Source organism: Algoriphagus aquaeductus (assembly GCF_003253485.1).
GTDB classification, from domain to species: Bacteria; Bacteroidota; Bacteroidia; order Cytophagales; family Cyclobacteriaceae; genus Algoriphagus; species Algoriphagus aquaeductus.
Genome location: NZ_QKTX01000011.1, coordinates 19,554 through 41,481, shown reverse-complemented (window position 1 = coordinate 41,481; position 21,928 = coordinate 19,554). Strand labels below are relative to the sequence as shown.

Genomic DNA, 21,928 nt, shown 5'->3' with positions numbered 1-21,928 from the left:
TCATGGAAAAACCAGTGATTATTCTAGGTGCAAAAGGTATCGCACATCCTGCACTTGAGATTTTCAACAGCAATCAGGTCATCGTGTATGGATTTCTGGATGAGGATGCGAGTTTACATGGTACAGAAATCAACAATATCCCTGTACTTGGTCACACCGAAGATGAGGGTTTTCTGAAACTGATCGGGAAAAAGACCGAGGCATTTGTAGCGGTAGATGATAGCAAATACCGGAAGTTTCTGGTGGACATGCTCCTCGAAAACCGAAAAATGCAACCGGTCAATGCCATACATCAGCGTGCTTATGTATCTACAGATGCTACCCTAGGCCACGGTAATTTTATCAATGCCAATGTAACCATCGGAGCTGGATCTGAAATCGGAAGCCATTGCATCTTTCACACCGGTGCCATTATCGATCATCAGGTGAAAATTCAAGACTTTGTGCAGATCGGTGCCGGATCCATCATCAATGCCGAGGTGACCATTGAAGAAGGCGCATTTATCGGTTCGGGAGTGACTATCGTGGCAGGAGTCACGATCGGAAAAGGTGCTCGAGTGGGAGCAGGATCTGTGGTAATTGCGTCCGTAGGTAAAAATGAAACTGTCTTCGGGAATCCAGCGGCAAAAATGAAATAATTTGAGATTTGAGATTTAAAAAAAAGGAATAACGAATATCGAATGCTTAACGCCGAATGATGAAGTAAAACATCGGTCATCCAGCTTCGGACATCAAACAACAACCCAAAACACCCTGCCGAAACAGGGCGCTAGTTATGGAAAACACACAAAACAAACCCTACAGCGTGTTGCTGTACTACTGCTACGCGCAGATTTCAAATCCCGAGGAATACCGGGAAGAACACCACCTCTTCTGTGTAGAAAACAACATTCGTGGTCGAATCATCATCTCTGACGAAGGCCTAAACGGAACTGTTTCCGGTCTGATCGAAGACTGCGAAAAGTACATGGACTATGTCAAGTCGGATCCCCGATTTGCCAAAACAGAGTTTAAGATCGACTACCACGACACTCACACTTTTGCCAAAATCCACGTTCGCTACAAGCCGGAAATCGTGCATTCATCGCTCCGCCACTTGGATCCCAATGTGAAAACTGGCAAGCATCTGGAGCCTGAGGAATTCAAAAAAATGAAAGATCAGGAAGATGTGGTGATTTTGGATGTCCGCTCCAATTACGAGCACGAACTCGGCCGATTCAAAAATGCCATCACACTCGATATCGACAACTTCCGGGATTTTCCTGAGAAAGTAAAAGAGCTCGAGCACCTCAAAAACAAGAAGGTTCTGACTTATTGCACCGGCGGAATCAAGTGTGAAAAAGCTTCGGCCTTCTTGCTTGAGCAAGGATTTGAAGATGTGTACCAGCTTCACGGCGGAATCATCAAATACGGCATGGAAGCCGGAGGGGAAGACTTCGAAGGCAAATGCTATGTCTTTGACAACCGTATCGCAGTAGATGTCAACAAGGTGAATCCTACCATCGTCTCCAAATGCCATGTCTGTGGTACTCCCTCTGACCGTATGGTCAACTGTGCCAATCCAAGCTGCAATGAGCACTTGGCAATTTGTGAAACCTGTGGTTGGGAACTCGATGGCGCCTGCTCTGTGGAATGTAAGGAGCATCCCGAAAAGCGACCTTACGACGGAACCGGCTATTACCAAAAAAATACCAACGGATATAATCCTTACAAGGGACTGCACCGTAAGCCAAACAAAGAACTAATTCAAAAACTCCATGGAGAACCAACCGATTCCTGCGTCTGAGCTGATTATCAATTCGGACGGGAGTATTTATCATTTGCATTTGAAGCCAGAACACCTGGCTTCAACTGTTTTCACCGTAGGCGATCCAGACCGGGTGGCATTGGTTTCGCAATATTTTGATCAGATCGACTTCAAAACCCAAAAGCGGGAGTTTGTCACCCATACCGGCTGGAAAAATGGCAAACGGGTGACCGTGATGAGTACCGGAATGGGCACAGACAATATCGAGATCCTCATGACCGAACTCGATGCCCTGGTCAATGTGGATCTGCAAACCCGACTGATCAAACCTGAAAAAAACAGCCTTCAGATCATTCGAATCGGCACCTCGGGAAGTATGCAGGCAGATTTGCCGGTAGGGTCCATGCTAGCTTCCGAGGCTGGGATAGGAATGGACACCTTGATGGCTTATTATCCGGAATTAAAAGAGGATCAAAGCCTTGCCAAAGCTATCCATGCAGAGTTGGGCTTACCATTTTTACCCTATCAAGCGGCTGCATCAGCGATGCTTTTGGATAAACTTGATGAGGAAATAGTAAAAGGCGTAACGCTTACTTGTCCGGGATTTTATGCTCCTCAGGGAAGGGAAGTGCGGCTAAAACCACGCTTTGACCGGATGATTGAGCGATTGGCTGCTTTACAAATAAATGGCAAAAGGCTGACCAATTTTGAAATGGAGACGGCCGGATATTATGCCTTAGGAAAACTTTTGGGCCATGAAATGCTCAGTCTAAATGCTATCGTTGCCAACCGCCCTTTAAAGAAATTTGATTCGGATGCCGAAAAATCCGTAGATCGTTTAATCCAAAAGGCCTTGAACCTCTTCACCCAATGAGTGTTTTGACCGAACAGATTATCGAAGCCTTGAGGGAAAAAGCGATTCCCGAAAAGGCTTCTTTTTTGCCCAAATTCTTCAAAACCGGACCCGGAGAATATGGAGAGGGAGATCAGTTTTTAGGAGTGACTGTTCCGGACCAGCGTGCAATAGCCAAGCTTTTTTTCAAAGAAATCAGCTTGGAAGAATTCGCCTTTTTGGTCCGACATCCCATTCATGAAGTTCGGTTGACCGGATTGTTGGCGTTGGTGTATTGCTATGAAAAGACCAAAAACGAACTGGAGCAAAAAGAATTGGTTGATTTTTACCTAGCCAACTTGGATCATGTCAACAATTGGGATTTGATAGACAGCTCTAGTCACCAAATTTTGGGACATTTTTACTGGAAAAAGGAAAAGACCCTGTTTTATGAATTGGCAGATTCCGGGCATCTTTGGCGACAGCGAGCAGCGATGATCAGCAGCTATTTTTGGATCAAAAAAGGAGAATTTGCAGATGCATTAGCCTTGGCAGTAAAGTTCAAAAACCATCCCCATGACCTCATGCACAAAGCCGTGGGCTGGATGCTGAGGGAAATCGGAAATCGGGATTTTGAAACTGAAATGGAGTTTCTTAAAAAGCACTACCAAAGCATGCCCAGGACGGCTTTACGGTACGCCATTGAGAAATTTCCGGAAGACTTGAGGCAGGATGTTTTGAAGGGGAACGTTTGAATTTTGACTTGCCACAAAGGCATGAAGTATTGATCTTCTTTCACCTATCCAAAGACTCCAAAAGCGCTTTGATATATTGATCAGTTATGCTTTCCTATTCGGATTTGTCATAAATCGAAAGTAGGTAGATTCGCTCCCTCTCAAGCCTGACCCAAGTGATCAACCTTCCTCCACCACTTTTGCCTCTGGTTTTACTTTTAATCGCAAATCGGATTTTATAGCAATTTTTATAAACCTCAACCCCCATCGTAGGATTGGAAAGTAGTTGTTCACCCAAGATTTCTAAATCTGAACCAAGCGAGGCATACTTCTTTTTTAATCTTTTTAGTTCCTTTAAAAATACCGATGTAGGAATCAGCTCATAGCTCATCCATCATCTTTTTAAATGATGAGTAAGATTTAGCATGCTTTTCGCCTGCCTCGATAAGTTTCGCTTCTGTAAATCCTTCAACAATCGTGTTCGCTCTTTCTAATGTCTCAATGGAAACCGAAGAGGAGGTTTTAAAACTGATTTTCAAAGATTTTAAAAATTCCTTAATGGCCTTGATGTCCTCAGGATTTTTAGATTCAATGACGATTGTTTCCATGGCTTTAAGTGATCTGCTTACTAAGATAACCTATTTAACGCACTTTCTGCGTTTTTGAGTTCTAGGTAAAATCTTTTGTGACCTCCAGTGTTCGTGGCTAATTTAATCCTCTATCCCGTCCAATTCACTCAGTTCCAGCCAAGTCAGTTCCAATTCCTCGAGTTCGCCATCGATTGCTTGCAAGCGATTGGTCCAGGTCATCAGCTGATTGACATCAGAGGTGCCAGCAGAGATTTGGTCAGTGATCGTCGCTTTTTCTCCTTCGAGCTTGGCAATACTTTCGTTGATCTTCTTGAATTCCTGCTTCTGCTTAAAGCTTGCCTTGATTTTTGGTGCAGCCTCAGACTTCTCGACTATTGGTTCTTGCTTCTCGCTTCTTGCCTCTTCAGTCTTGATACTTGTGTCTTGATACTTGATACTGTTTTCCTTCTCCCATTCCCTGAAATCGGTATAATTCCCCGGGAAATCCTTGATTTTTCCCTCTCCCTCAAACACAAACAAGTGCTCCACCAGTCGGTCCATAAAGTAACGGTCGTGCGATACGATGATCAGGCAGCCCGGGAAGGTGTCCAAAAACTCCTCCAGGATATTCAGGGTCATCAAGTCCAGATCGTTGGTCGGTTCATCCAGGATCAGGAAGTTGGGATTCTTTATCAACACCATCAGGAGCTGAAGTCGGCGGCGCTCGCCTCCACTCATTTTGCCGATCGGGGTAAATTGCTGCTTGGGAGGAAAGCCAAACTGCGTCAAAAACTGACTCACTGTAATCGTCTGTCCTTTATCCAGCACGACGACCTCTGCCACTTCTTTTACCACATCGATCAGTCGCTTCTCCTCGTCAAAACGGTCTTCTTCCTGACGGTAATAGCCGAAAGCTGTGGTTTGACCGACTGAGATTTTACCTGCATCAGGATCGAGCAATCCGGTGATCATTTTCAGAAAAGTCGTCTTTCCGGCACCGTTTGGTCCGACGATACCGATCCGATCTTTCTTTTTGAAGATATAGGAAAAGTCTTTTACAAGCGTTTTTTCATCAAAGGACTTGCTGATTTTCTCTATCTCGAGAATCTTATTTCCTAGGCGTTGGGTAGATACTGAAAGTTCAATATCCCGTTCCTCACGCTTGGTGAAGGCTTTTTCTTTGGTTTCTTCGAAAGCATCCACGCGATACTTTGCCTTGGTGCCCCGTGCCTTAGGCTGACGACGGATCCAGTCCAATTCCTTTTTGTAGAGACTTTTTGCCTTTTCGATCTCAATGTCTTCGATCTGAAGTCGCTCGGCTTTTTTGTTCAAAAAGTAGCCGTAATTACCTTGGTACCGATGGATTTTCCCTTGATCAAGTTCGAGGATTTCATTGGTCACTTTATCCAAAAAGTATCGGTCGTGCGTAACCATGAAAATGGACAAATTGGCTTTGGCCAGGTAATCTTCCAGCCACTCGATGGTCTCCAAGTCGAGGTGGTTGGTGGGTTCGTCCAGCAGGAGCAAATCCGGTTTTTCCAAAATGGCTTTGGCCAAAGCCACCCGCTTCCGCTGACCACCGGAGAGATTTCCCACCGGGAGTTCGGTGTCATGCAGACCCAATTTTCCCAGGACTTCTTTCACTTGATACTCAAAATCCCAAGCCTGAAGCGCGTCCATTTTTTCAAATAGCTTGGACATTTGGGCAGAATTGTCAATGCCCCGCTCGGAGTCCAGCATGGCTTTGTGATAGTCCTCGATCACCCGAAGGACCTCCGAATTACTTTGGTCAAAGATGGTCTGATAGATGGTCAGGTTGGAATCAAACACCGGATTCTGATGCACATAAGCAATCTTCACGGAGTTGTTGATGGCTACCTGACCGGTATCGGGGATTTCCTGACCCATGATGATTTTCATCAAAGTGGATTTACCGGCGCCATTGATACCGACGAGGGCGATTTTCTGTCCTTGGGAAATGCCGAAAGAAATATTTGAAAAAAGCTTCCGTTCCCCGAAAGCCTTACTGAGATTCTCAACTGAAAGGTAATTCATGGGGCAAAAGTAAGGGAAATAGGGGAGATAAGATTTCTGGATATAAAAAGATAGCTACGCAGATATTTTAAGATATGGCTAAAGCCAAGATAGAATTCTCACGAAGTGTATCTCAATTTATCTCGCGAAGCATATCTCATTTATCTTGCGAAGCATATCTTGATTTAACCCTATGAAAACCATCCACGACATTCTCAAACTTGGCGATCCCCGGCTCTATGAAGTCTGCGAACCGGTCCTGAAATCTGATCTTCCCATGGTTCCCGAGTGGACTCAGCAGCTTCATGAAGCGATGGAGGACATCCGTCGGGTGTATGGGTTTGGAAGGGGAATTGCGGCCCCGCAGTTGGGGATTATGAAGCGGATGTTTTACCTCAATCTGGATCGGCCTTACATCATTCTCAATCCCGAGCTGAAAGGACTCAGTGGGGAGCTTTTTGAGCTATGGGATGACTGTATGAGCTTTCCCAATCTGCTGGTAAAAGTGAAACGGCACCAAAGTCTTACTCTGGAATACTGGGATGAAAACTGGGAAAAACAAAGCTGGGCCGTGGATGGAGCGATTTCTGAATTGATCCAGCACGAATACGACCACCTTGACGGTGTGCTCTGTACCATGCGGGCGATTGATGAGAAGAGTTTTAAGTGGAAGGGATAAAAAAATACTATGGAAATAAACCCCGATAAATCGGGGTAAAATAGTTTCGATCGGCTCATTTTCGAAAGGAATACGGCTCAAATCCTGATAAGATTGAGCCGTATTTCCCTAATTTTTTGAAGTTTTTGAGCCGATTGAATCTCAAGTTTTCAATTTTTCACGAAGCGAAGCGATGTGTATTTCGATTGTATTTCAACAGTATTTCCATTGTATTTCCCTTCCCCTATCTTTAACCCATGAATTTCCCGTCCCTTTCCGATATCCGCGCGGCACATGCCCGCATCCAGTCGTTTATCCACCGCACCCCAATCATGACCTCCACCGCGATCAATGAAATCGCAGGTTGCGAGATCTATTTCAAATGCGAAAACTTCCAGAAAGTCGGTGCTTTCAAAGCCAGAGGTGCGGCCAATGCCGTGATGAAAATGTCCCCAGAGGAAAGAGCCAAGGGAGTTGCGACGCACTCCTCCGGAAATCATGCTGCCGCCCTCGCCCGCGCTGCCAGTGTGGCGGGAATTCCTTCCTACATCGTGATGCCCTCCAATGCCCCCGAGATCAAAAAGAAAGCGGTCAAAGGCTATGGAGGTGAAATCATCGAGTGCGAACCCAACCTCAAAGCACGGGAAACTACCCTTGAAGCAGTCGTAGCACGAACCGGCGCGACCTTTATTCCTCCTTATGATTACATGGATGTGATCGAAGGACAAGCCACTTGCGCACTTGAACTTTTGGAAGATCAACCCGATCTAGATATTGTCATGGCTCCTGTAGGAGGTGGTGGACTTTTGGGGGGAACAGCTTTGACAACCCACTACATCAATCCTGAAATCGAAGTCATCGCAGGGGAACCTGCAGGTGCGGATGATGCTTTCCGATCTTTCCATGCCGGACATATTATCCCGCAAACTGGCCCAAACACCATCGCCGACGGGCTCTTGACTTCGTTGGGAAATCTGAACTTTGAGTTGATTCAGGCTTACGTAGATGACATTCTGCTTGCTACCGACCCACAGATCATCGAAGCCATGCGATTGATTTATGAGCGGATGAAGATCGTGATCGAGCCTTCCTGTGCAGTTCCGTTGGCTGCTTTACTCGCAAATAAAGAGCGTTTTGCAGGTAAAAAAGTTGGAATCATCCTCTCAGGTGGTAATGTAGATTTGGGAAAGTTGCCTTTTTAAGACAGGCTAAAAAGTTGTAAGTATGATTATAACTCTTCCCATTTTTCAAAAAAGTTTAAGTTATGGTTTGAAAAATTTCTTCGTGTAATTCATGATTAGAATTTGTAACTTATTGGAAACAAATTCATTGCATCATGAATCTCATCACGAAAATTGAACATTGGGGAGATACACACCATCCCAGATGGATTGATATCCTCCGAATTGCCTTGGGCTTGGTCATTCTTTACAAAGGGATTTTATTCATTTCTGACACTGATGCGCTGCTTCGATTAATGGAAAATGCAGATCTGCAGTTTGTCAATTTAGGAATTGCACACTACGTAGCCTTTGCCCATTTAGTGGGCGGATTTCTTATTGCTATCGGTTTAGTGACCCGGTTTGCTATTATTTTCCAACTACCCATTCTCTTGGTAGCGGTGTTTTTGGTCAATGTGCAACAAGGGTTTCTATCCGTAGCGAATAATCTGGAATTTGGGTTATCACTTTTGGTTTTGATCCTTCTGATTGTTTTTCTGGTCTTGGGATCAGGAAAATGGTCCATCGATGAGTGGATGAAAAAACATCCCAACCAATAAAGAAAAAAGGCCCAAATCGATCGATTTGGGCTATTGAATAATTATCCTTTAAGATTGTCTGCAATTGCACTACCAGCCAAATCTTATTTGACTGATTAGACGGATACTTCGAACTTCCCGAATCTTGTCGGTAAGGTGCCCGGCACGGCGACCGAAGAATTTCTGATTTCAACCTTTTCAAGAAATTTCATAAGCTAGGTAAGCCTACTGGTAATGGAGCGGATATATAGATAATTCTATTCTCAATTAAGAAATTGAAATCAAGGTCTCATGAAGTAAAGTCCATTCCTTTCCCTCAAGTCTATATATTTTTAAAGTTATCCCGCCACTCTCTCCGTAACTTGAATCTTCAAATAAAAACCCATACCAATTATTTCCTAAACCCTTCTGGATAACAGGATAAGAAAGTCTAATTCCGGAACTCTTGTTTGCTCCGGAAGATCGATTTTCGCCAGATAGTATTTCTGATTTTCTGATCTTGGATTTATCGATCGTGTCATTTTTTTTCACTTTTAGCTTTTCCTCAAATTCTCTCTTTTGATCGATAGAAAAGAGACTATCCAAATCAAAGGACTTCGACGGATCCAGTAAATCATGGGAAAAAGCCAAGGAATATTCACCATAGGTAGTGAATCTGCCTTTGCTTGGAGAGTAAAATTTTCCATTAAGACCTTTTATCTCTCTTGATTCAACAATATGATTTATAAGGCTATATTCAAGACTTTCAACCTGTTGATCAAAAACAAAGAGGAAAAAAGCGAGCTTAATAGCAATTAGAGCCTTGGGCATTTTTTGACCTTTTTACGTGGAATTTCTTCAATAGTGGATTAAACGGAATATAAAGAAATAAGGCCCAATTCTTTCGTCTTGGGCCTTATTTCGGATTTCTCAATTTATAATTCTGGTTTTACTTTTTACTTTCCGCTACCGCATGATGCGCCGCTCTCGCCGCAAAAGCCATGTACGTCAAGGATGGATTTTGAGTAGAAGTAGAGGTCATTGAGGCTCCATCGGTCACATAGACATTCGGCACGGCATGCAGCTGATGGTTGGCATTGAGAAGGGAGGTTTTGGGATCCTTGCCCATTCTGACCCCACCCATCTCGTGAATGTCCAAGCCAGGGGCTTGCTTGCTGTCGCTGGATTGGATATTAGTAAAACCGGCCTTGGTAAACATCTCCGTCATCTGCTCGATGTAATCTTTGACCATTTTCTCATCATTATCGTCGTAGTCTACGCTGATACGGAGCTGAGGCATGCCCCATTCGTCTTTTTGATTCGGATCGAGGGCGACAAAGTTGGTTTCCTTCGGGATGGTCTCGCCCATCATGTGCGAACCCACTCGCCATGGTCCATATTTATCCGGATTGAGGAGACTGTTTTTCAGGTCCATACCGATGCCACTTGTATCAGGTCCTGAACCGCGGCTGGCAGAGAACCCAGCCGCATAGCCACGGAGGAAGTCGGTTTCCTGCTTGTATACGTTTCGGAATCTTGGGAAATAGCCACTCGTAGGTCTACCGCCTGAAGTGGTGAATTCAGCGTGGCCTTCATATTGTCCTGAAACCCGAGCACGGTAATTATGGAAAGCCACGAATTTGCCAAGCAGTCCATTGTCGTTACCCAGTCCATTCGGGAATCGGTTTGAAGTCGAGTTGAGCAAAATGGCATTGGTATTCAGCGCTGCCGCATTCACAAAAATGACATCGGAATAGAATTCTTCCGTTTCCTTGGTCAGGCGGTCGATGATTCGTACCCCGGTAGCTTTTCCTTTTTCGTCATCATAAATAATAGAGTGAACCACCGCATCAGGCCGGAGGGTCAGGTTGCCTGTTTTCAAAGCCCAAGGAATGGTCGAAGCGTTGGAACTGAAATAGCCACCAAACGGACATCCACGCTGACAGAGGTTACGGTTTTGGCACATGGCCCGACCTTGCTGGGCGAAGTATTCGGCATTGCCATGGATGTGCGCACAGCGGGCAGAGATCATGTGTCGGTCATTGCCGTAGTGCTTTTTAAGCTGCTCCGCAAAGTATTTCTCCAACACATTCAACTCATATCCTGGCAAAAATTCTCCATCGGGAAGCTGAGCGATTCCATCTTTGAAACCGGAAACTCCTGCAAATTTCTCCACATGGCTGTACCACTTTTCGATGTCTTTGTAGCGAATCGGCCAATCAACGGCAAAACCGTCACGAGCCGGCCCGTCAAAATCAAAGTCAGACCAACGCTGCACTTGTCTAGCCCAAAGAAGCGATTTACCGCCTACCTGATAGCCACGAATCCAGTCAAAAGGTTTCTCCTGCACATAAGGATGATCAGTGTCTTTGACGAAAAAGTGCATCGCATCTTCACGGAAGGCATAGCATCGGCTGATCACCGGATTGGCTTCTTGAATCTCCTGAGGAATCTGGTTCCGATGAGGAAACTCGTAAGGTAGCATATTGGTCGTCGGATAGTCTTTGATGTGCTCCACATTGCGGCCACGCTCCAGCATCAGGGTTTTTACACCCAAATCGCAAAACTCTTTGGCAGCCCATGCCCCACTGATGCCCGAACCGATGACGATGGCTTGATAGGTTCGTTCCTGTTTGCTGCGGATATTCAGATTAGCCATTGATGCGTGGTTTTTGAAGGTCAGAGATCAAAACGGCGCCATTGTATTCGCCGGGAATAAGGGAATAAGGAATGATTTCAGTTTGGATGTATTCGGATGCCATGTATCCTTGGATGGTAAACCGCTTGGTGGAATTGAGGAAGTAAGCGATGTTTCCTCGCTCTTTTCCCTCGGGCGTATCATCGCCCTCTAGCTTGGTTCCATTGAGGATCAATTCCTCTTTCTCCTTGGTAGAAAGCGCATCGAATTTCTTTCCTGCGGTCTTTTCGGCATAAGCAGGGAATGCCGTCAAACCGGCGGTGAATTTTTCCTGATTTTCCTTGGTAAAGCAGTCATTGACCATCACAAGGATAAAGTCAGGCACCTCAAGGTCGAGTGCCCCTTTGATTTCTCCGGCGGGAATGATGGTGTCTGAAATAGCTGCAAGAAGTACTTTTTGGGAAGTGGTGACTTTCAGATTTTGGTACGCGGCGAGGATGTCGTCTTTGCTGAAGTCACAGGAAGGAATTAGGGCAAGTCCTCCGGAAATCAGCGCAATATGCCGCAAAGCATGTCGTCTGTTCATAAGTATAGGCGATAGATTGGGTTTAAAGCAATTGAGGGTAGAAAGTAGGGATTTTATCGAAAAATCCCTACCTGAATTTTGTAAGTTGCGGCTTATCGGGTGATGATGCCAAACTCCCCAAACGTAGCAGCATTCCCATCTACGGTTCGAAGGGCCTTTAGCCTAACAAATCGGGCTTTGGTTGGATCGATTTTGATGATTTGCTCGATCGGGCTGTTTTTGATATTGGAAAATTCTCCTTGGGTGACCCGTTTCCAGTTTTTCCCATCTCCGCTGACTTCGAGGGCAAAGTCAGCGATGTAACCGCTTGGGTATCGGGCTTGCATCGGCAGATAGGTAAAACCTTTCAAATCGACTTCCTGACCCAGATCAATGATCAAGTCATTGGTTTTTGAAGTCCAATAAGAATTAACACGCTCATCGATGGAGCGAATGGCCAAGGTCTCTGATGAGATCACTTTCCAATTGCCTTTGGCTAGGTCAAAGTCCACTCGGGCAGGATCGGAAGTTTTCCCGGTTTTTGGATCCACCACTATAGCCTGAACGGTAGCGGGCTGAAGAAGGTCAAAGGCATCGGAATATGGATTTTGGCCTGCTTTCGGTGCCAAACCATCCGTTGTGAAGTAGACTTCCAAGTCGGGTTCAGCCGCTTCGATGGTTACTTTTCCAGCAGGGGTTCGGGTGATTTTCGGAGGATAAAGCAAGGCAGGGGCGGAATAAACGCCAATTTCCGAAATCACCGGAATGCCTTTTCCATCCAGGAAGTTGATTCGGATCTTCTGGGCCTCCGTATCCGCAAATCTCAAAATTCGCTTGTAGCCGATGGTTGTTCCTTCTGCGATTTTTTCCCAGTTGCCATTCACTTCTTTTTCCAGGGAAAAAGCTTTCACGCGTTGCCCAAGATTGACAAATTCCTGGATCAAAAGGCGATTAAAGGAAACTGTTTTTCCAAAATCCATCTCCACGGAAGCCTGCAACTGACCATCCGGTGTGGTCCAATAGGTATTGAAATCTCCGTCATGGAGCAAATCTGCCGTGTAGCCTTTGCCTCGGTCTGTACTTGCTGTGAAGGATGCGTCTTTGGCCAGATTGAGTGCAAAATCTTCTTTGACTTTAGCAGCCATTTTCAAAATGGCTTCTTCGTCTTTTTCATGGATCAAGCCTCGGGTATCAACGGGAAAGTTGATCAAAAGGGAGCTGTTTTGACCAATGCTTTTATAATAAATTTCCATCAACTCGGGTAAGGTTTTCACCTTATGATCCTCATAGGCATGGTAGTACCAACCCGGACGGATGCTCACATCGGATTCTGCAGGTACCCAATGGGTCCCATTTTCCTGACCAGTAGCCCATCGGTCAAAATCCGGCATCCCGGCATAGACTGAATCCCGCATCAGGTTGGACCAAGTGGTTTCATAGGCAAACCCATGCTCATTCCCCACCCAGCGAACATCCGGACCTGCATCGCTAAAGAGCATGGCGCCGGGCTGAAGGGTACGCACCAGTTCGATCGTGGTTGGCCAGTCATAATAGCTGAATTTATCCACCTTTCGCTCCTCATTGGCACCCCCATACCAGCCTGTCCCTCCATTGGCCCCATCAAACCAGACCTCGTAGATTTCTCCGTAATTGGTCAGCAACTCGGTCAGCTGATTGCGCATGTAGGTGATGTATTCGGGCTTGCCATAGTCGGGATGATTGCGGTCCCAAGGGGAGTAGTAAATCCCGACTTTGAGTCCATATTCCCGACAGGCATCTACAAATTCCTGAATCAAATCGCCCTTTCCGTCGCGCCAAGGGCTGTTCTTCACCGAATGCTCGGTGTATTTGGATGGCCAAATGACAAATCCGTCGTGATGCTTGGCCGTGATGATCAAGCCTTTCATTCCAGCTTCTTTCGCGATTCTAGCCCATTGTCTGGCATCGAGGGCAGTAGGATTGAACTGCTCCGGTTTTTCATCTCCAAAACCCCATTCACGATCAGAGAAAGTATTCATATTGAAATGGACGAAACCATAATACTGAAGCTCCTGCCAGGCAATTTGGCGTTCGCTCGGAATAGGTAGAATGGGTTCTGGCGGGGTGGCTTTATCTGCACAAAAACTCAATCCAAGGGCTAAAAATGGCCAAATAAACTTCTTCATAAAGGTGGAATTTGGATCAAAACCTACGGCTTTTGTCCGGGAATCGGAAACAAAATATGACCGATGACCGAGTTTGGAAACCTTTGCGCAGAAATTCGACTTTAGTGTCTGATATTCCTCCTAATTTTCCTTCATGAAAAAAGCTATCACCCTTCTCTTTTTCCTGATTTCTCTCGGACTTCAAGCCCAAATTCAACTCAAAATCACCGATCAGATCACCAGACTCCCTTTAGAAAATGTCCGCGCCAAAGCGGATAGAACGATTCAGCGGACTAATGCTTCTGGAATGGTTGCTTTTCCGGGAGAAAATCTGAAAATCTCCTTTGCCCTCGAAGGCTATGAGACCATGGAAAAAACCTTTTCCAATGGTGAGTTTGACGTGCAGCTGATCCCAACTGTGCTCAACCTTTCTGCTGTAACGGTAACTGCCTTTGAATCTGAGCGCCCCCTTTTGGAGCAATCGGCGGCGGTCGTGACCGTATCGGAGCGGGATTTTAGCCGATTCAATGAAATTTCTCCTGTCAATGCCTTCAATCAAAAGGCTGGCGTTCGCATCGAAGAACGGGCGCCCGCCAGCTATCGGGTGTCCATCCGTGGGAGTTCCCTTCGCTCGCCTTTCGGAGTACGAAATGTAAAAGTGTATTGGAATGAGGTGCCTTTTACCTCTCCTGATGGGACTACATCTTTAAATCTTCTCGATTTGTCCAATATCCGCACCTCGGAAGTGGTAAAAGGACCTTCTGGAAGCATTTATGGTGCAGGTAATGGTGGGGCTATTTCGCTTTACAGTCAGCCAACTTTGGGTGAAAACCGAATCTCCACCGACTTTTTGGCTGGAGATTTTGGACTTTCACGATTTCGGTTGGGACTTTCCCAGCAAGTGGGAGAAGGTGGGATTGAGGCTTCTTTTGTCAGTCAAAAATCAGACGGCTATCGGGAGCATTCGGCAGTAGATCGACAGGTATTTCAGTTAGGAGGATTTTTTCCGATTTCAGAAAAGCAGGAAATCCGAACCCAATTGCTGATCTCAGACTTGGATTACCAGATTCCAGGTGCACTCAATGAAGCCCAAGTGACCGCCAATCCAAAGCAAGCAAGGCCGGGATCGGTCAACCAAAATAGCTCCATTTCCCAACAGGCAATTTTGCTTTCGGTAGGGCATCTTTACCGCTTCAATGAGGAAACAAGCAATACGACCACGATCTACCTCAACACGAATAATTTCGAAAACCCCTTTATTCTGGATTACAAAAAGGAATTGGGCTTTGGCTATGGAGCTCGAACCAAGTTTACCCGTGACACCAAAATTTTTGGAAAAGCCCTGCGGCTGATTGCCGGTGCAGAATACCAAAACGGAATTACGGATGCGCAAAATTTTGGAAACCGAAATGGGGTAGCTGATACGGTTCGTTTTGCAGATAAGCTCCGAACGTATCAGGGCTTCGTTTTCCAGCAGGCCGAGTTGAACCTGAGCGAAAAATTGCTTTTTACTTTGGGTCTGAGTGAAAACTTCTCCGGCTACGAGATTGACCGACAAATCGATGCTGCGGGAGGACCGACAGGACTTCAAACCCGAACTTTCGATCCGATTGTAGTGCCAAGAGTCGCGCTTAATTATCGATTGAATCCTTTCAGCTCGGTCTATGGCTCGATCAGCAGTGGATTTTCCCCACCGACGATTGACGAAGTCCGAACGAACGAGGGAAGTCTGAATTTGGATTTGGAAGCAGAAAAAGGAGTGAATTATGAGATCGGCTACAGACTTGGAAAGGAGAAATTTAACCTCGAGCTCATCGCCTACTACCTCAAGCTGGACGAAACCATCACCACCTTTACTAATGAAAACGGCGTGGTGCTTTTCCGAAATGCGGGTTCGACGGATCAAAAAGGCATCGAAGCTTCTTTGGACTATGCGATTTTGAGAAATTCGAGTGGCTTCATCAAAGATTTCTTGGTAGGAACAGCGTACACCGGTCAGTTTTTCAAATTTGTGGATTACCGAAAGCAAACCAATGACTTTTCAGGAAATGACCTGACCGGAGTCCCTCCCCATAACTTGGTCAGCAGACTTGACCTAAGAACCAGACCGGGAATCTACCTCAACATTACCCATCAGTTTACCGACCAAATTCCGCTCAATGATGCGAATACCGTATTTCAGGATTCCTATGATTTGGTCAATTTGAGAGCAGGCTGGGTGAAAAGTCTGGGGAATTTCGACCTGGAACTATTTGTCGGAGTGGACAATCTATTGGATGAGCGCTATTCCTTGGGCAATGACTTGAATGCCTTTGCGGGGCGATTCTATCAACCTGCCCCAACGAGAAATTGGTATGGGGGAGTGAAGGTGGGATGGAGATACTAAGAAGATATACTACGTAGGATAAAATTTAAGATATGCTTTGCGAGATAGGTTTTAAGATATACTTCGTGAGATATCTCAGCTTTAGCTATATTTTGTTTTTGTCTGCGTAGTTATCTTACATTTAATGAGATCTGCTTCGCCAGCTAAATTCTGCTTCTTTCTTGGCTTTAGCCATATCTTTGAAATATCTGCGCAGCTATCTTTAAATAGTCGAATATGAAAAAAATCTCCATTCTACTTTTATTTCTTTTTTTATCGAGAATTTCCTTTTCCCAAGAAGAAAAGTCAGAATCCAAGTGGGTTCCTCGGGATCCTCAAAAGTTTGAAACCACACATTCAGGCACTTTCAATGGTCAAAAAATCACCTACAAAGCGGTCGTTGGGGAGACTTTTTTGAAAAACTCCAAAGGCGAAGTGACGGGAGCACTGTGGTCGACTTCGTATATCCGCGAGGGAGTGGATTCTTCCAAAAGGCCCGTTCTCTTTATCTTCAACGGAGGTCCGGGTTCAGCGAGTATTTGGCTGCATGTGGGATTCTTTGGTCCCAAAGTGGTGAAAACCGATTCGGAAGCCAAGACCGACGATGGCGCCGCACCCTATCGGTTTGTAGAAAACACACAGGCCCTTTTGGATATCACCGACCTTGTCTTTATCGATCCGATCGGGACTGGATTTAGCCAAGTAGAAGGGGTGGGCAAGACTTCCGATTTCTGGGGATTGAATGAGGATGCGGCATCCGTTGCCCAGTTTATGCGAACTTGGGTGACGCAGCATGGCAGATGGCAGGCGCCAAAATTTATGGCCGGGGAAAGCTTCGGAACCACCCGCGCCGCCAAAGTTGCCGAAGTGCTGGAAGAAAGTGGCCAAACTATGGCCTTGAATGGAATTATCCTGATTTCTCAGGCTTTGGATTATGCGGGTTCGTCCAGTTGGGCGGATAACCTGACCTCCTTTTTCACCTATCTTCCCTCCCAAGCTGTGACCGCCTGGTATCACGGCAAAGCCGGAAAAGGAAAAACGATCGAAGCTTTTGCCCAAGAGGCGAGAGAATTTGCCTACGGAGAGTATTTGACTTCCCTTTTCCTCGGGGAAAAGCAAACCCCAGCGCAAAAGGAAGCCATTGCCGAAAAACTAGCTTACTTCACCGGATTGGACAAGGCATATATTCTCAGATCGGATAATCAGATTCTGATGCACCGCTTCAAAAAGGAATTGCTCCGGGAGGAAGGAAAAGCCATCGGGACTTTAGACGGAAGGTATTTGGCTACCGAGACCGACAAGGCTGCTGAAGGCCCGGTTTTGGGTGACCCGGCGAGTTACATGACCGGAGCGGCTTACACGGCAGTGTTCAACGATTACTTGATGCGTGATTTGAAGGTGAGTTTGGATCGGCCTTATCTCACTTCGGCGACCGGAATGGGCGGAAGTTGGAACTGGAAACCGGTGCCTGACGGAGCTTATTGGGAGCCAAGCTATGTAAGCACAGCCAGAGCTTTGAGCGAAGCCATGCATCGTAATACCCGGATGAAAGTATTGGTAGCCAACGGATACTACGATTTGATCACCCCATTCTTTGATGCGGAATACACCTTTGCACGCCATAATTTTCCTCAGGATCGAATCGAGATGACCTACTATGAGGCAGGTCACATGATGTACAACCGACAGGAAGATTTTGATGCTTTGGCTAGAGATGTAAGGAAGTTTTTGGAGGGGATTCTGAAGTAAAGATCATGGAAAACGAACAAAAGAATCAACCACGGAAAGGATGGGCTGAGGCTTTTAAGGAAATGCATGAAGCGGGAGAAGATGAACTTCTGATTCCGGATGTTTTCGAGGACGAATCATTTCTTTCGGATCCGGAAAACGATTGGAAAGACGATGAAATTTCAGACCAATCCAAAAAACATCCGTAAATTATAGCCTATGAATTATTTGGATTACATAAGCATCGACCCCAATATCCGATTTGGAAGACCCTGTATTAAGGGGACTCGCATCAGTGTGTCTGATGTCCTAGGCTGGATGGCTTCTGGAATGAGTATGGAGGATATAATGGCCGATTTTCCGGAGTTGACAATAGATCAGCTTAAAGCTTGCTTAGCATTTGCAGCAGATCGGGAGCAGAAGTTGAAATATGCCTAGTCAAACTTATGGCTTTACTTTTTGATCAGAATATCTCCTTTAGAATAGTCAAAGAAATTCTTCCTCATTTTCCGGGATCAAAACAACTTCGTGAAGCTGGTTTGGAAGGAAAGCAGGACCGGGAGATCTGGAAATGGGCGAAAGTCAATGAATTTGTAATTGTTACTTTCGACTCGGACTTTGTAGACCTTTCACTATTGTTTGGCTTTCCTCCCAAAGTAATCTGGCTAAGATTGGGAAATTCATCTACGGATAGAATCGCAAAAACTCTTTTGGACAAAAAAGAAGAAATCAATGATTTTTTAAAAAATGAAGTTGAGGGAATTTTAAAGGTAGAATCTGCATTTTAGCATCAGTCCAAAGAAGGCTTTAGAATTCATTAAAATAAAATCACCATGCAAAAACCCGAATTCAATACAGAAGAGGTTACCAAAATCATCCGTGGACGACGCTCCATGTTTGTCGCCCAGTTTAAAGAAAATGATCCAGTAGCCGACTCCATTATCGAGGAAATGCTCGAAAACGCCAACTGGGCACCGACACACAAACTGACTCAACCTTGGAGGTTTATTGTCTATACCGGTGAGGGCTTGAAGAAATTTGGTGACTACCAAGCCGAGCTATATAAGATGCGTGCGGAGAAAAACGGTACCCCGTTTATCGAAGCTACTTACCAGAAATTCAAAGAAAACCCAACCAAAGCTTCTCATGTGATTGCCATTCTGATGAAGCGAACTGAGGGCTCTGGCATCCCGGTGATGGAGGAAATTGCTGCAACCGCGATGGCTGTTCAGAATATGTACCTAACCGCCTGTGCCCATGGATTGGCTTGCTATTGGGGTACTGGTGGACCGACGTTCTGGGCAGAAGCCCGGGAAGATTTCGGACTCGAAGGGGAAGATATGCTGATGGGCTTTTTCTATGTGGCTAAACCTGCTACGGACAACTGGCCTGCCGGGAAGCGCGAGCCGATCTCCGAAAAAGTCAATTGGGTGCGAGAGTAAAAGTCATCCAGAATTCGAAAAATTTGGGTTGCTAAAAAAGTCTGGATAGAGTTTTTTGACTCAAAACCTTGTCTTATCATTTCCGATTCAAATCCTTTTTGATTACCAAACTCTGTTCTGAAGGGCGCGTGGGCCGACACAGCAGCGGGCCAGCGTTTGGCCTTGTGCGGTTGGAGCTTTGCTGTGTCAAGGGTTTTTGGTTACTTTTTGCCCCACAAAAAGTGACAATTGAAAAATGGAATAAAGGTCAAAAGGAGGCAAATGGGGTGGGTCTATACCGCCTTATTACCACTAGTAATAACTCAATATCATAAAAAAAGGAAGGCTTAACCCCTTCCTTTTTTTATTACCAATCCGCCGGTCTTCTTGCTTGATAATCTGCCATTTGATCCAAAAGATCCGAAGGATCATCAGAGATAATCAGCATTTCCTCCTGCTCCGGATAGAGAAACCCCTCATCCATCGCATGGTTGAGAAAGTCGATCAGTTTGTCATAGTAGCCATTCACATTATACAGCGCCAATGGCTTTTGGATGTAGTGAAGCTGATTGAGCGTCATGATTTCAAAAAGTTCTTCCAACGTGCCAATTCCTCCCGGCATGGCGATAAATCCATCTCCCCGCTCGGCCATCAGCCATTTGCGGTCTCGCATGGTCTCCACAATGATCAGTTCGGTACACCCTCGGTGCGCCACTTCCCGATCGACCAGCTTTTGAGGAATGATTCCCAATACTTCCTTGCCCGCAGCAAGCATTTCATCTGCAATCACTCCCATCAAACCTACTCTGCCTGCGCCATAGACTAAGGACAAGTCCCGTTTGATCATTTCCTGAGCCAAGGCCCTTGAGGCAGTTTCATATATCGTCGAGTTCCCTTTTCTGGAACCACAGTACACCGTGATTTTTTTCATAGCGGAAATTTAGGAGTAAAATTTCGGCACTTTGGCCTGCACATCAAAATGGTTTGGATGCTGACGATTCGCTTTTCATTTTTGTCAAAACTGAATCTCCATGAAAATCTGCTTCGCTACCAATAACCGCAAGAAAATCGAGGAAGTCAAAGCTGCCATTGGACCAGAGTTTGAACTCGTCTCCTTACATGAAATTGGCTGCTTTGAAGAGCTTCCCGAAACGGGCGATACGCTGGATCATAATGCTTTTCAAAAAGCCCGATATGTCAAAGAGCATTTTGGCGTGGATTGTTTTGCAGATGATACGGGGTTGGAGGTAGAAGCTTTAAATGGTGCGCCGGGAGTTTACTCGGGTAGATTTGCAGGTGAGCCAAGAAGCGATGAGCGGAATATTGACTTGCTTTTGGAAAAAATGGAAGGGAAAACCAACCGAAAAGCGAGGTTCCGAACGGTGATCGCATTGATTTTGGAGGGGAAAGAGTACCAGTTTGAAGGAATTGCTAAGGGAGAAATTTTGAATAGGCGGGTTGGAGAAAAAGGATTTGGCTATGATCCTGTTTTCAGACCTGTTGGTTTTGACAGGACCTTTGCAGAGCTTTCTTTGGAAGAGAAAAATGAAATTTCTCATCGGGGAAAAGCGGTCAAATCCCTGATTGAATTTCTGAACCAAAGAAAATTCTGAGATCAAGCTAAAAATAATTTAACTTTGTCTCCCATGAAAAAACCATTCATCGTCGGGATCACAGGAGGTTCAGCCTCCGGAAAAACCTTGTTTTTGGAGCGCTTGCTCAGCAGTTTTGATCCCGGTGAGGTTTGCCTCATCTCTCAGGACAATTATTACAAACCCCGACATCTTCAGCCCATAGATGCTCATGGGGTTCACAATTTTGATACCCCCTTCAGCATTGACTTTGAGCAATACGCAACCGACATACGCAAAATTCAGGATGGGGAAACAGTTTATAGGGAAGAATACACTTTTAATAATGCTGCTAAAAAACCCAAAATGCTCACTTTTGCACCGGCACCCGTGGTGGTGGTAGAGGGAATATTTGTTTTGTATTATCCTGAGTTGGCAGAATTACTGGATCTCAAGATTTTTATTGATGCCAAAGATCACATCAAACTCAAGCGGAGAATCATCCGTGACAAAGTAGAGCGGGGTTATGACTTGGATGATGTGCTTTATCGATACGAAATGCATGTAATGCCCACCTATGAAAAGTACATCGAACCTTTCAAAAGTGAGGCCGATCTCATCGTTCCCAATAACCAAAGTTTTGACCGTGCCTTGGATGTCATCCGAACTTACCTGAGGGCTAAGTCTGGTAAATGATCAAAAAAAGTAAGGCAAAAGGCATCAATTTCAAATATTGTCTATATTTGCCACTCATGAAAAACAGGACTTTATATAGCAAAACCTTCCGGCAGAGATTTTCTGTGATGATGGCATTGCTGTTTTGCCTGTTTGTTTCCAGTGTAGAATACATACCTCAGCACGAGGAACCCACAAAATCTGAGCGGTCTTCAGAAAATCCCGATCAGACTTTTTTAAATGTAGCGGTAGACGCTGTAGTGCCTTTTGTACTTCATGTAGCGGATACCGTGCTCTATCTGATCTATCAGATTTTCAGCTTCGAATTCAAAATCCCTACGCATCAGGCCGTTTCCGCTTTTTATCCCAATCAGCTGATTGAGATACTTTTTGAGCGGATCATTTCCACCAAAGGGCCCTGATTCCCTTTATTTTCCAGCATTACGCTATTCCTGCTAGACTTAGCAGGAAGTTATTTCTGTATTTCCAATCAATAATTAATAATTCAA

General features: G+C 45.3%; 24 protein-coding genes. 16 read left to right on the top strand and 8 right to left on the bottom strand.

Going from position 1 to position 21,928, the window contains the following annotated elements:
* The first annotated feature begins 2 nt into the window (after positions 1–2).
* The 4 genes from CLV31_RS14680 to CLV31_RS14665 all read left to right on the top strand — a co-directional run bounded on the left by CLV31_RS14680 (position 3) and on the right by CLV31_RS14665 (position 3,334).
* Positions 3–638 carry an acetyltransferase gene (locus CLV31_RS14680; RefSeq protein WP_111393664.1) on the top strand — a complete coding sequence of 212 codons (636 nt, stop codon included), beginning with the start codon at positions 3–5 and terminating at the stop codon, positions 636–638.
* 137 nt (positions 639–775) lie between these two features.
* The gene (trhO, locus tag CLV31_RS14675; RefSeq protein WP_111393663.1) at positions 776–1,786 is read left to right on the top strand and encodes an oxygen-dependent tRNA uridine(34) hydroxylase TrhO; all 1,011 of its coding nucleotides are present in this window, start codon (positions 776–778) and stop codon (positions 1,784–1,786) included.
* Entirely contained in the window at positions 1,758–2,621 is an 864-nt protein-coding gene (locus tag CLV31_RS14670; protein WP_111393662.1) for a nucleoside phosphorylase, read from the top strand. The genes trhO and CLV31_RS14670 overlap by 29 nt, the downstream gene beginning before the upstream one ends.
* On the top strand, positions 2,618–3,334 hold the full coding sequence (locus CLV31_RS14665) for a DNA alkylation repair protein (protein WP_111393661.1): 717 nt from the start codon (positions 2,618–2,620) through the stop codon (positions 3,332–3,334). The genes CLV31_RS14670 and CLV31_RS14665 overlap by 4 nt, the downstream gene beginning before the upstream one ends.
* 94 nt (positions 3,335–3,428) lie before the next feature.
* Here the strand turns inward: CLV31_RS14665 and CLV31_RS14660 are convergent, their stop codons facing one another.
* The 3 genes from CLV31_RS14660 to CLV31_RS14650 all read right to left on the bottom strand — a co-directional run bounded on the left by CLV31_RS14660 (position 3,429) and on the right by CLV31_RS14650 (position 5,937).
* Positions 3,429–3,704, bottom strand: coding sequence for a hypothetical protein (locus CLV31_RS14660; RefSeq protein WP_111393660.1), 276 nt, complete (start codon positions 3,702–3,704; stop codon positions 3,429–3,431).
* Positions 3,694–3,921, bottom strand: coding sequence for a DUF2683 family protein (locus tag CLV31_RS14655; RefSeq protein WP_111393659.1), 228 nt, complete (start codon positions 3,919–3,921; stop codon positions 3,694–3,696). Before CLV31_RS14655 ends, CLV31_RS14660 begins: the two co-directional genes overlap by 11 nt.
* 102 nt (positions 3,922–4,023) lie before the next feature.
* Entirely contained in the window at positions 4,024–5,937 is a 1,914-nt protein-coding gene (locus CLV31_RS14650) for an ABC-F family ATP-binding cassette domain-containing protein (protein ID WP_111393658.1), read from the bottom strand.
* Positions 5,938–6,109: 172 nt separating this feature from the next.
* Between CLV31_RS14650 and CLV31_RS14645 the strand changes: the two genes are divergently transcribed.
* The 3 genes from CLV31_RS14645 to CLV31_RS14635 all read left to right on the top strand — a co-directional run bounded on the left by CLV31_RS14645 (position 6,110) and on the right by CLV31_RS14635 (position 8,354).
* A complete protein-coding gene (locus CLV31_RS14645; protein ID WP_111393657.1) occupies positions 6,110–6,595 on the top strand; it encodes a peptide deformylase in 486 nt (161 codons plus the stop codon).
* Between the two features lie 236 nt (positions 6,596–6,831).
* Positions 6,832–7,776, top strand: a complete 945-nt coding sequence (locus CLV31_RS14640) for a pyridoxal-phosphate dependent enzyme (RefSeq protein ID WP_111393656.1) — start codon at positions 6,832–6,834, stop codon at positions 7,774–7,776.
* 134 nt (positions 7,777–7,910) lie between these two features.
* Entirely contained in the window at positions 7,911–8,354 is a 444-nt protein-coding gene (locus CLV31_RS14635) for a DoxX family protein (protein ID WP_111393655.1), read from the top strand.
* 246 nt (positions 8,355–8,600) lie between these two features.
* On the opposite strand, the gene CLV31_RS14630 is transcribed toward CLV31_RS14635, so the two are convergent.
* From CLV31_RS14630 to CLV31_RS14615, 4 genes are all read right to left on the bottom strand, one after another.
* Positions 8,601–9,143 carry a hypothetical protein gene (locus CLV31_RS14630; RefSeq protein WP_111393654.1) on the bottom strand — a complete coding sequence of 181 codons (543 nt, stop codon included), beginning with the start codon at positions 9,141–9,143 and terminating at the stop codon, positions 8,601–8,603.
* Between the two features lie 118 nt (positions 9,144–9,261).
* A complete protein-coding gene (locus tag CLV31_RS14625) occupies positions 9,262–10,971 on the bottom strand; it encodes a GMC oxidoreductase (protein WP_111393653.1) in 1,710 nt (569 codons plus the stop codon).
* Positions 10,964–11,536, bottom strand: coding sequence for a gluconate 2-dehydrogenase subunit 3 family protein (locus tag CLV31_RS14620; RefSeq protein ID WP_111393652.1), 573 nt, complete (start codon positions 11,534–11,536; stop codon positions 10,964–10,966). The genes CLV31_RS14625 and CLV31_RS14620 overlap by 8 nt, the downstream gene beginning before the upstream one ends.
* Before the next feature lie 92 nt (positions 11,537–11,628).
* The gene (locus CLV31_RS14615) at positions 11,629–13,680 is read right to left on the bottom strand and encodes an alpha-L-fucosidase (RefSeq protein ID WP_111393651.1); all 2,052 of its coding nucleotides are present in this window, start codon (positions 13,678–13,680) and stop codon (positions 11,629–11,631) included.
* Positions 13,681–13,813: 133 nt separating this feature from the next.
* On the opposite strand from CLV31_RS14615, the gene CLV31_RS14610 reads away from it, so the two are divergent.
* The 6 genes from CLV31_RS14610 to CLV31_RS14585 all read left to right on the top strand — a co-directional run bounded on the left by CLV31_RS14610 (position 13,814) and on the right by CLV31_RS14585 (position 19,194).
* Positions 13,814–16,045 carry a TonB-dependent receptor family protein gene (locus CLV31_RS14610; protein ID WP_111393650.1) on the top strand — a complete coding sequence of 744 codons (2,232 nt, stop codon included), beginning with the start codon at positions 13,814–13,816 and terminating at the stop codon, positions 16,043–16,045.
* 216 nt (positions 16,046–16,261) lie between these two features.
* Positions 16,262–17,773, top strand: coding sequence for a S10 family peptidase (locus CLV31_RS14605; RefSeq protein ID WP_111393649.1), 1,512 nt, complete (start codon positions 16,262–16,264; stop codon positions 17,771–17,773).
* A gap of 5 nt (positions 17,774–17,778) precedes the next feature.
* Positions 17,779–17,961: a hypothetical protein gene (locus CLV31_RS22065; RefSeq protein ID WP_245943411.1), complete on the top strand. Its 183-nt coding sequence runs from the start codon at positions 17,779–17,781 to the stop codon at positions 17,959–17,961.
* Between the two features lie 10 nt (positions 17,962–17,971).
* Entirely contained in the window at positions 17,972–18,190 is a 219-nt protein-coding gene (locus CLV31_RS14595) for a DUF433 domain-containing protein (RefSeq protein WP_111393648.1), read from the top strand.
* 8 nt (positions 18,191–18,198) lie between these two features.
* Positions 18,199–18,540, top strand: a complete 342-nt coding sequence (locus tag CLV31_RS14590; RefSeq protein WP_111393647.1) for a DUF5615 family PIN-like protein — start codon at positions 18,199–18,201, stop codon at positions 18,538–18,540.
* Between the two features lie 45 nt (positions 18,541–18,585).
* The gene (locus CLV31_RS14585; protein WP_111393646.1) at positions 18,586–19,194 is read left to right on the top strand and encodes a nitroreductase family protein; all 609 of its coding nucleotides are present in this window, start codon (positions 18,586–18,588) and stop codon (positions 19,192–19,194) included.
* Between the two features lie 346 nt (positions 19,195–19,540).
* Here CLV31_RS14585 and CLV31_RS14580 read toward each other — a convergent pair whose 3' ends face one another.
* Positions 19,541–20,104 (bottom strand): LOG family protein, encoded by a 564-nt coding sequence (locus tag CLV31_RS14580; protein WP_111393645.1) that lies wholly within the window; start codon positions 20,102–20,104, stop codon positions 19,541–19,543.
* 100 nt (positions 20,105–20,204) lie between these two features.
* On the opposite strand from CLV31_RS14580, the gene CLV31_RS14575 reads away from it, so the two are divergent.
* The 3 genes from CLV31_RS14575 to CLV31_RS14565 are packed head-to-tail and all read left to right on the top strand — an operon-like array spanning position 20,205 to position 21,841.
* Positions 20,205–20,786 (top strand): non-canonical purine NTP diphosphatase, encoded by a 582-nt coding sequence (locus tag CLV31_RS14575; RefSeq protein WP_111393644.1) that lies wholly within the window; start codon positions 20,205–20,207, stop codon positions 20,784–20,786.
* A 33-nt stretch (positions 20,787–20,819) separates the two neighbouring features.
* On the top strand, positions 20,820–21,440 hold the full coding sequence (gene udk, locus CLV31_RS14570; protein WP_111393643.1) for a uridine kinase: 621 nt from the start codon (positions 20,820–20,822) through the stop codon (positions 21,438–21,440).
* 56 nt (positions 21,441–21,496) lie between these two features.
* On the top strand, positions 21,497–21,841 hold the full coding sequence (locus tag CLV31_RS14565) for a hypothetical protein (protein WP_146250905.1): 345 nt from the start codon (positions 21,497–21,499) through the stop codon (positions 21,839–21,841).
* Positions 21,842–21,928 lie beyond the last annotated feature (87 nt).

Bases quoted from the DNA above. Each gene is read 5' to 3' on its own strand.
- CLV31_RS14680 (WP_111393664.1), top strand. From the start codon at position 3: ATGGAAAAACCAGTGATTATTCTAGGTGCAAAAGGTATCGCACATCCT.
- trhO (WP_111393663.1), top strand. From the start codon at position 776: ATGGAAAACACACAAAACAAACCCTACAGCGTGTTGCTGTACTACTGC.
- CLV31_RS14670 (WP_111393662.1), top strand. From the start codon at position 1,758: ATGGAGAACCAACCGATTCCTGCGTCTGAGCTGATTATCAATTCGGAC.
- CLV31_RS14665 (WP_111393661.1), top strand. From the start codon at position 2,618: ATGAGTGTTTTGACCGAACAGATTATCGAAGCCTTGAGGGAAAAAGCG.
- CLV31_RS14660 (WP_111393660.1), bottom strand. From the start codon at position 3,704: ATGAGCTATGAGCTGATTCCTACATCGGTATTTTTAAAGGAACTAAAA.
- CLV31_RS14655 (WP_111393659.1), bottom strand. From the start codon at position 3,921: ATGGAAACAATCGTCATTGAATCTAAAAATCCTGAGGACATCAAGGCC.
- CLV31_RS14650 (WP_111393658.1), bottom strand. From the start codon at position 5,937: ATGAATTACCTTTCAGTTGAGAATCTCAGTAAGGCTTTCGGGGAACGG.
- CLV31_RS14645 (WP_111393657.1), top strand. From the start codon at position 6,110: ATGAAAACCATCCACGACATTCTCAAACTTGGCGATCCCCGGCTCTAT.
- CLV31_RS14640 (WP_111393656.1), top strand. From the start codon at position 6,832: ATGAATTTCCCGTCCCTTTCCGATATCCGCGCGGCACATGCCCGCATC.
- CLV31_RS14635 (WP_111393655.1), top strand. From the start codon at position 7,911: ATGAATCTCATCACGAAAATTGAACATTGGGGAGATACACACCATCCC.
- CLV31_RS14630 (WP_111393654.1), bottom strand. From the start codon at position 9,143: ATGCCCAAGGCTCTAATTGCTATTAAGCTCGCTTTTTTCCTCTTTGTT.
- CLV31_RS14625 (WP_111393653.1), bottom strand. From the start codon at position 10,971: ATGGCTAATCTGAATATCCGCAGCAAACAGGAACGAACCTATCAAGCC.
- CLV31_RS14620 (WP_111393652.1), bottom strand. From the start codon at position 11,536: ATGAACAGACGACATGCTTTGCGGCATATTGCGCTGATTTCCGGAGGA.
- CLV31_RS14615 (WP_111393651.1), bottom strand. From the start codon at position 13,680: ATGAAGAAGTTTATTTGGCCATTTTTAGCCCTTGGATTGAGTTTTTGT.
- CLV31_RS14610 (WP_111393650.1), top strand. From the start codon at position 13,814: ATGAAAAAAGCTATCACCCTTCTCTTTTTCCTGATTTCTCTCGGACTT.
- CLV31_RS14605 (WP_111393649.1), top strand. From the start codon at position 16,262: ATGAAAAAAATCTCCATTCTACTTTTATTTCTTTTTTTATCGAGAATT.
- CLV31_RS22065 (WP_245943411.1), top strand. From the start codon at position 17,779: ATGGAAAACGAACAAAAGAATCAACCACGGAAAGGATGGGCTGAGGCT.
- CLV31_RS14595 (WP_111393648.1), top strand. From the start codon at position 17,972: ATGAATTATTTGGATTACATAAGCATCGACCCCAATATCCGATTTGGA.
- CLV31_RS14590 (WP_111393647.1), top strand. From the start codon at position 18,199: ATGGCTTTACTTTTTGATCAGAATATCTCCTTTAGAATAGTCAAAGAA.
- CLV31_RS14585 (WP_111393646.1), top strand. From the start codon at position 18,586: ATGCAAAAACCCGAATTCAATACAGAAGAGGTTACCAAAATCATCCGT.
- CLV31_RS14580 (WP_111393645.1), bottom strand. From the start codon at position 20,104: ATGAAAAAAATCACGGTGTACTGTGGTTCCAGAAAAGGGAACTCGACG.
- CLV31_RS14575 (WP_111393644.1), top strand. From the start codon at position 20,205: ATGAAAATCTGCTTCGCTACCAATAACCGCAAGAAAATCGAGGAAGTC.
- udk (WP_111393643.1), top strand. From the start codon at position 20,820: ATGAAAAAACCATTCATCGTCGGGATCACAGGAGGTTCAGCCTCCGGA.
- CLV31_RS14565 (WP_146250905.1), top strand. From the start codon at position 21,497: ATGAAAAACAGGACTTTATATAGCAAAACCTTCCGGCAGAGATTTTCT.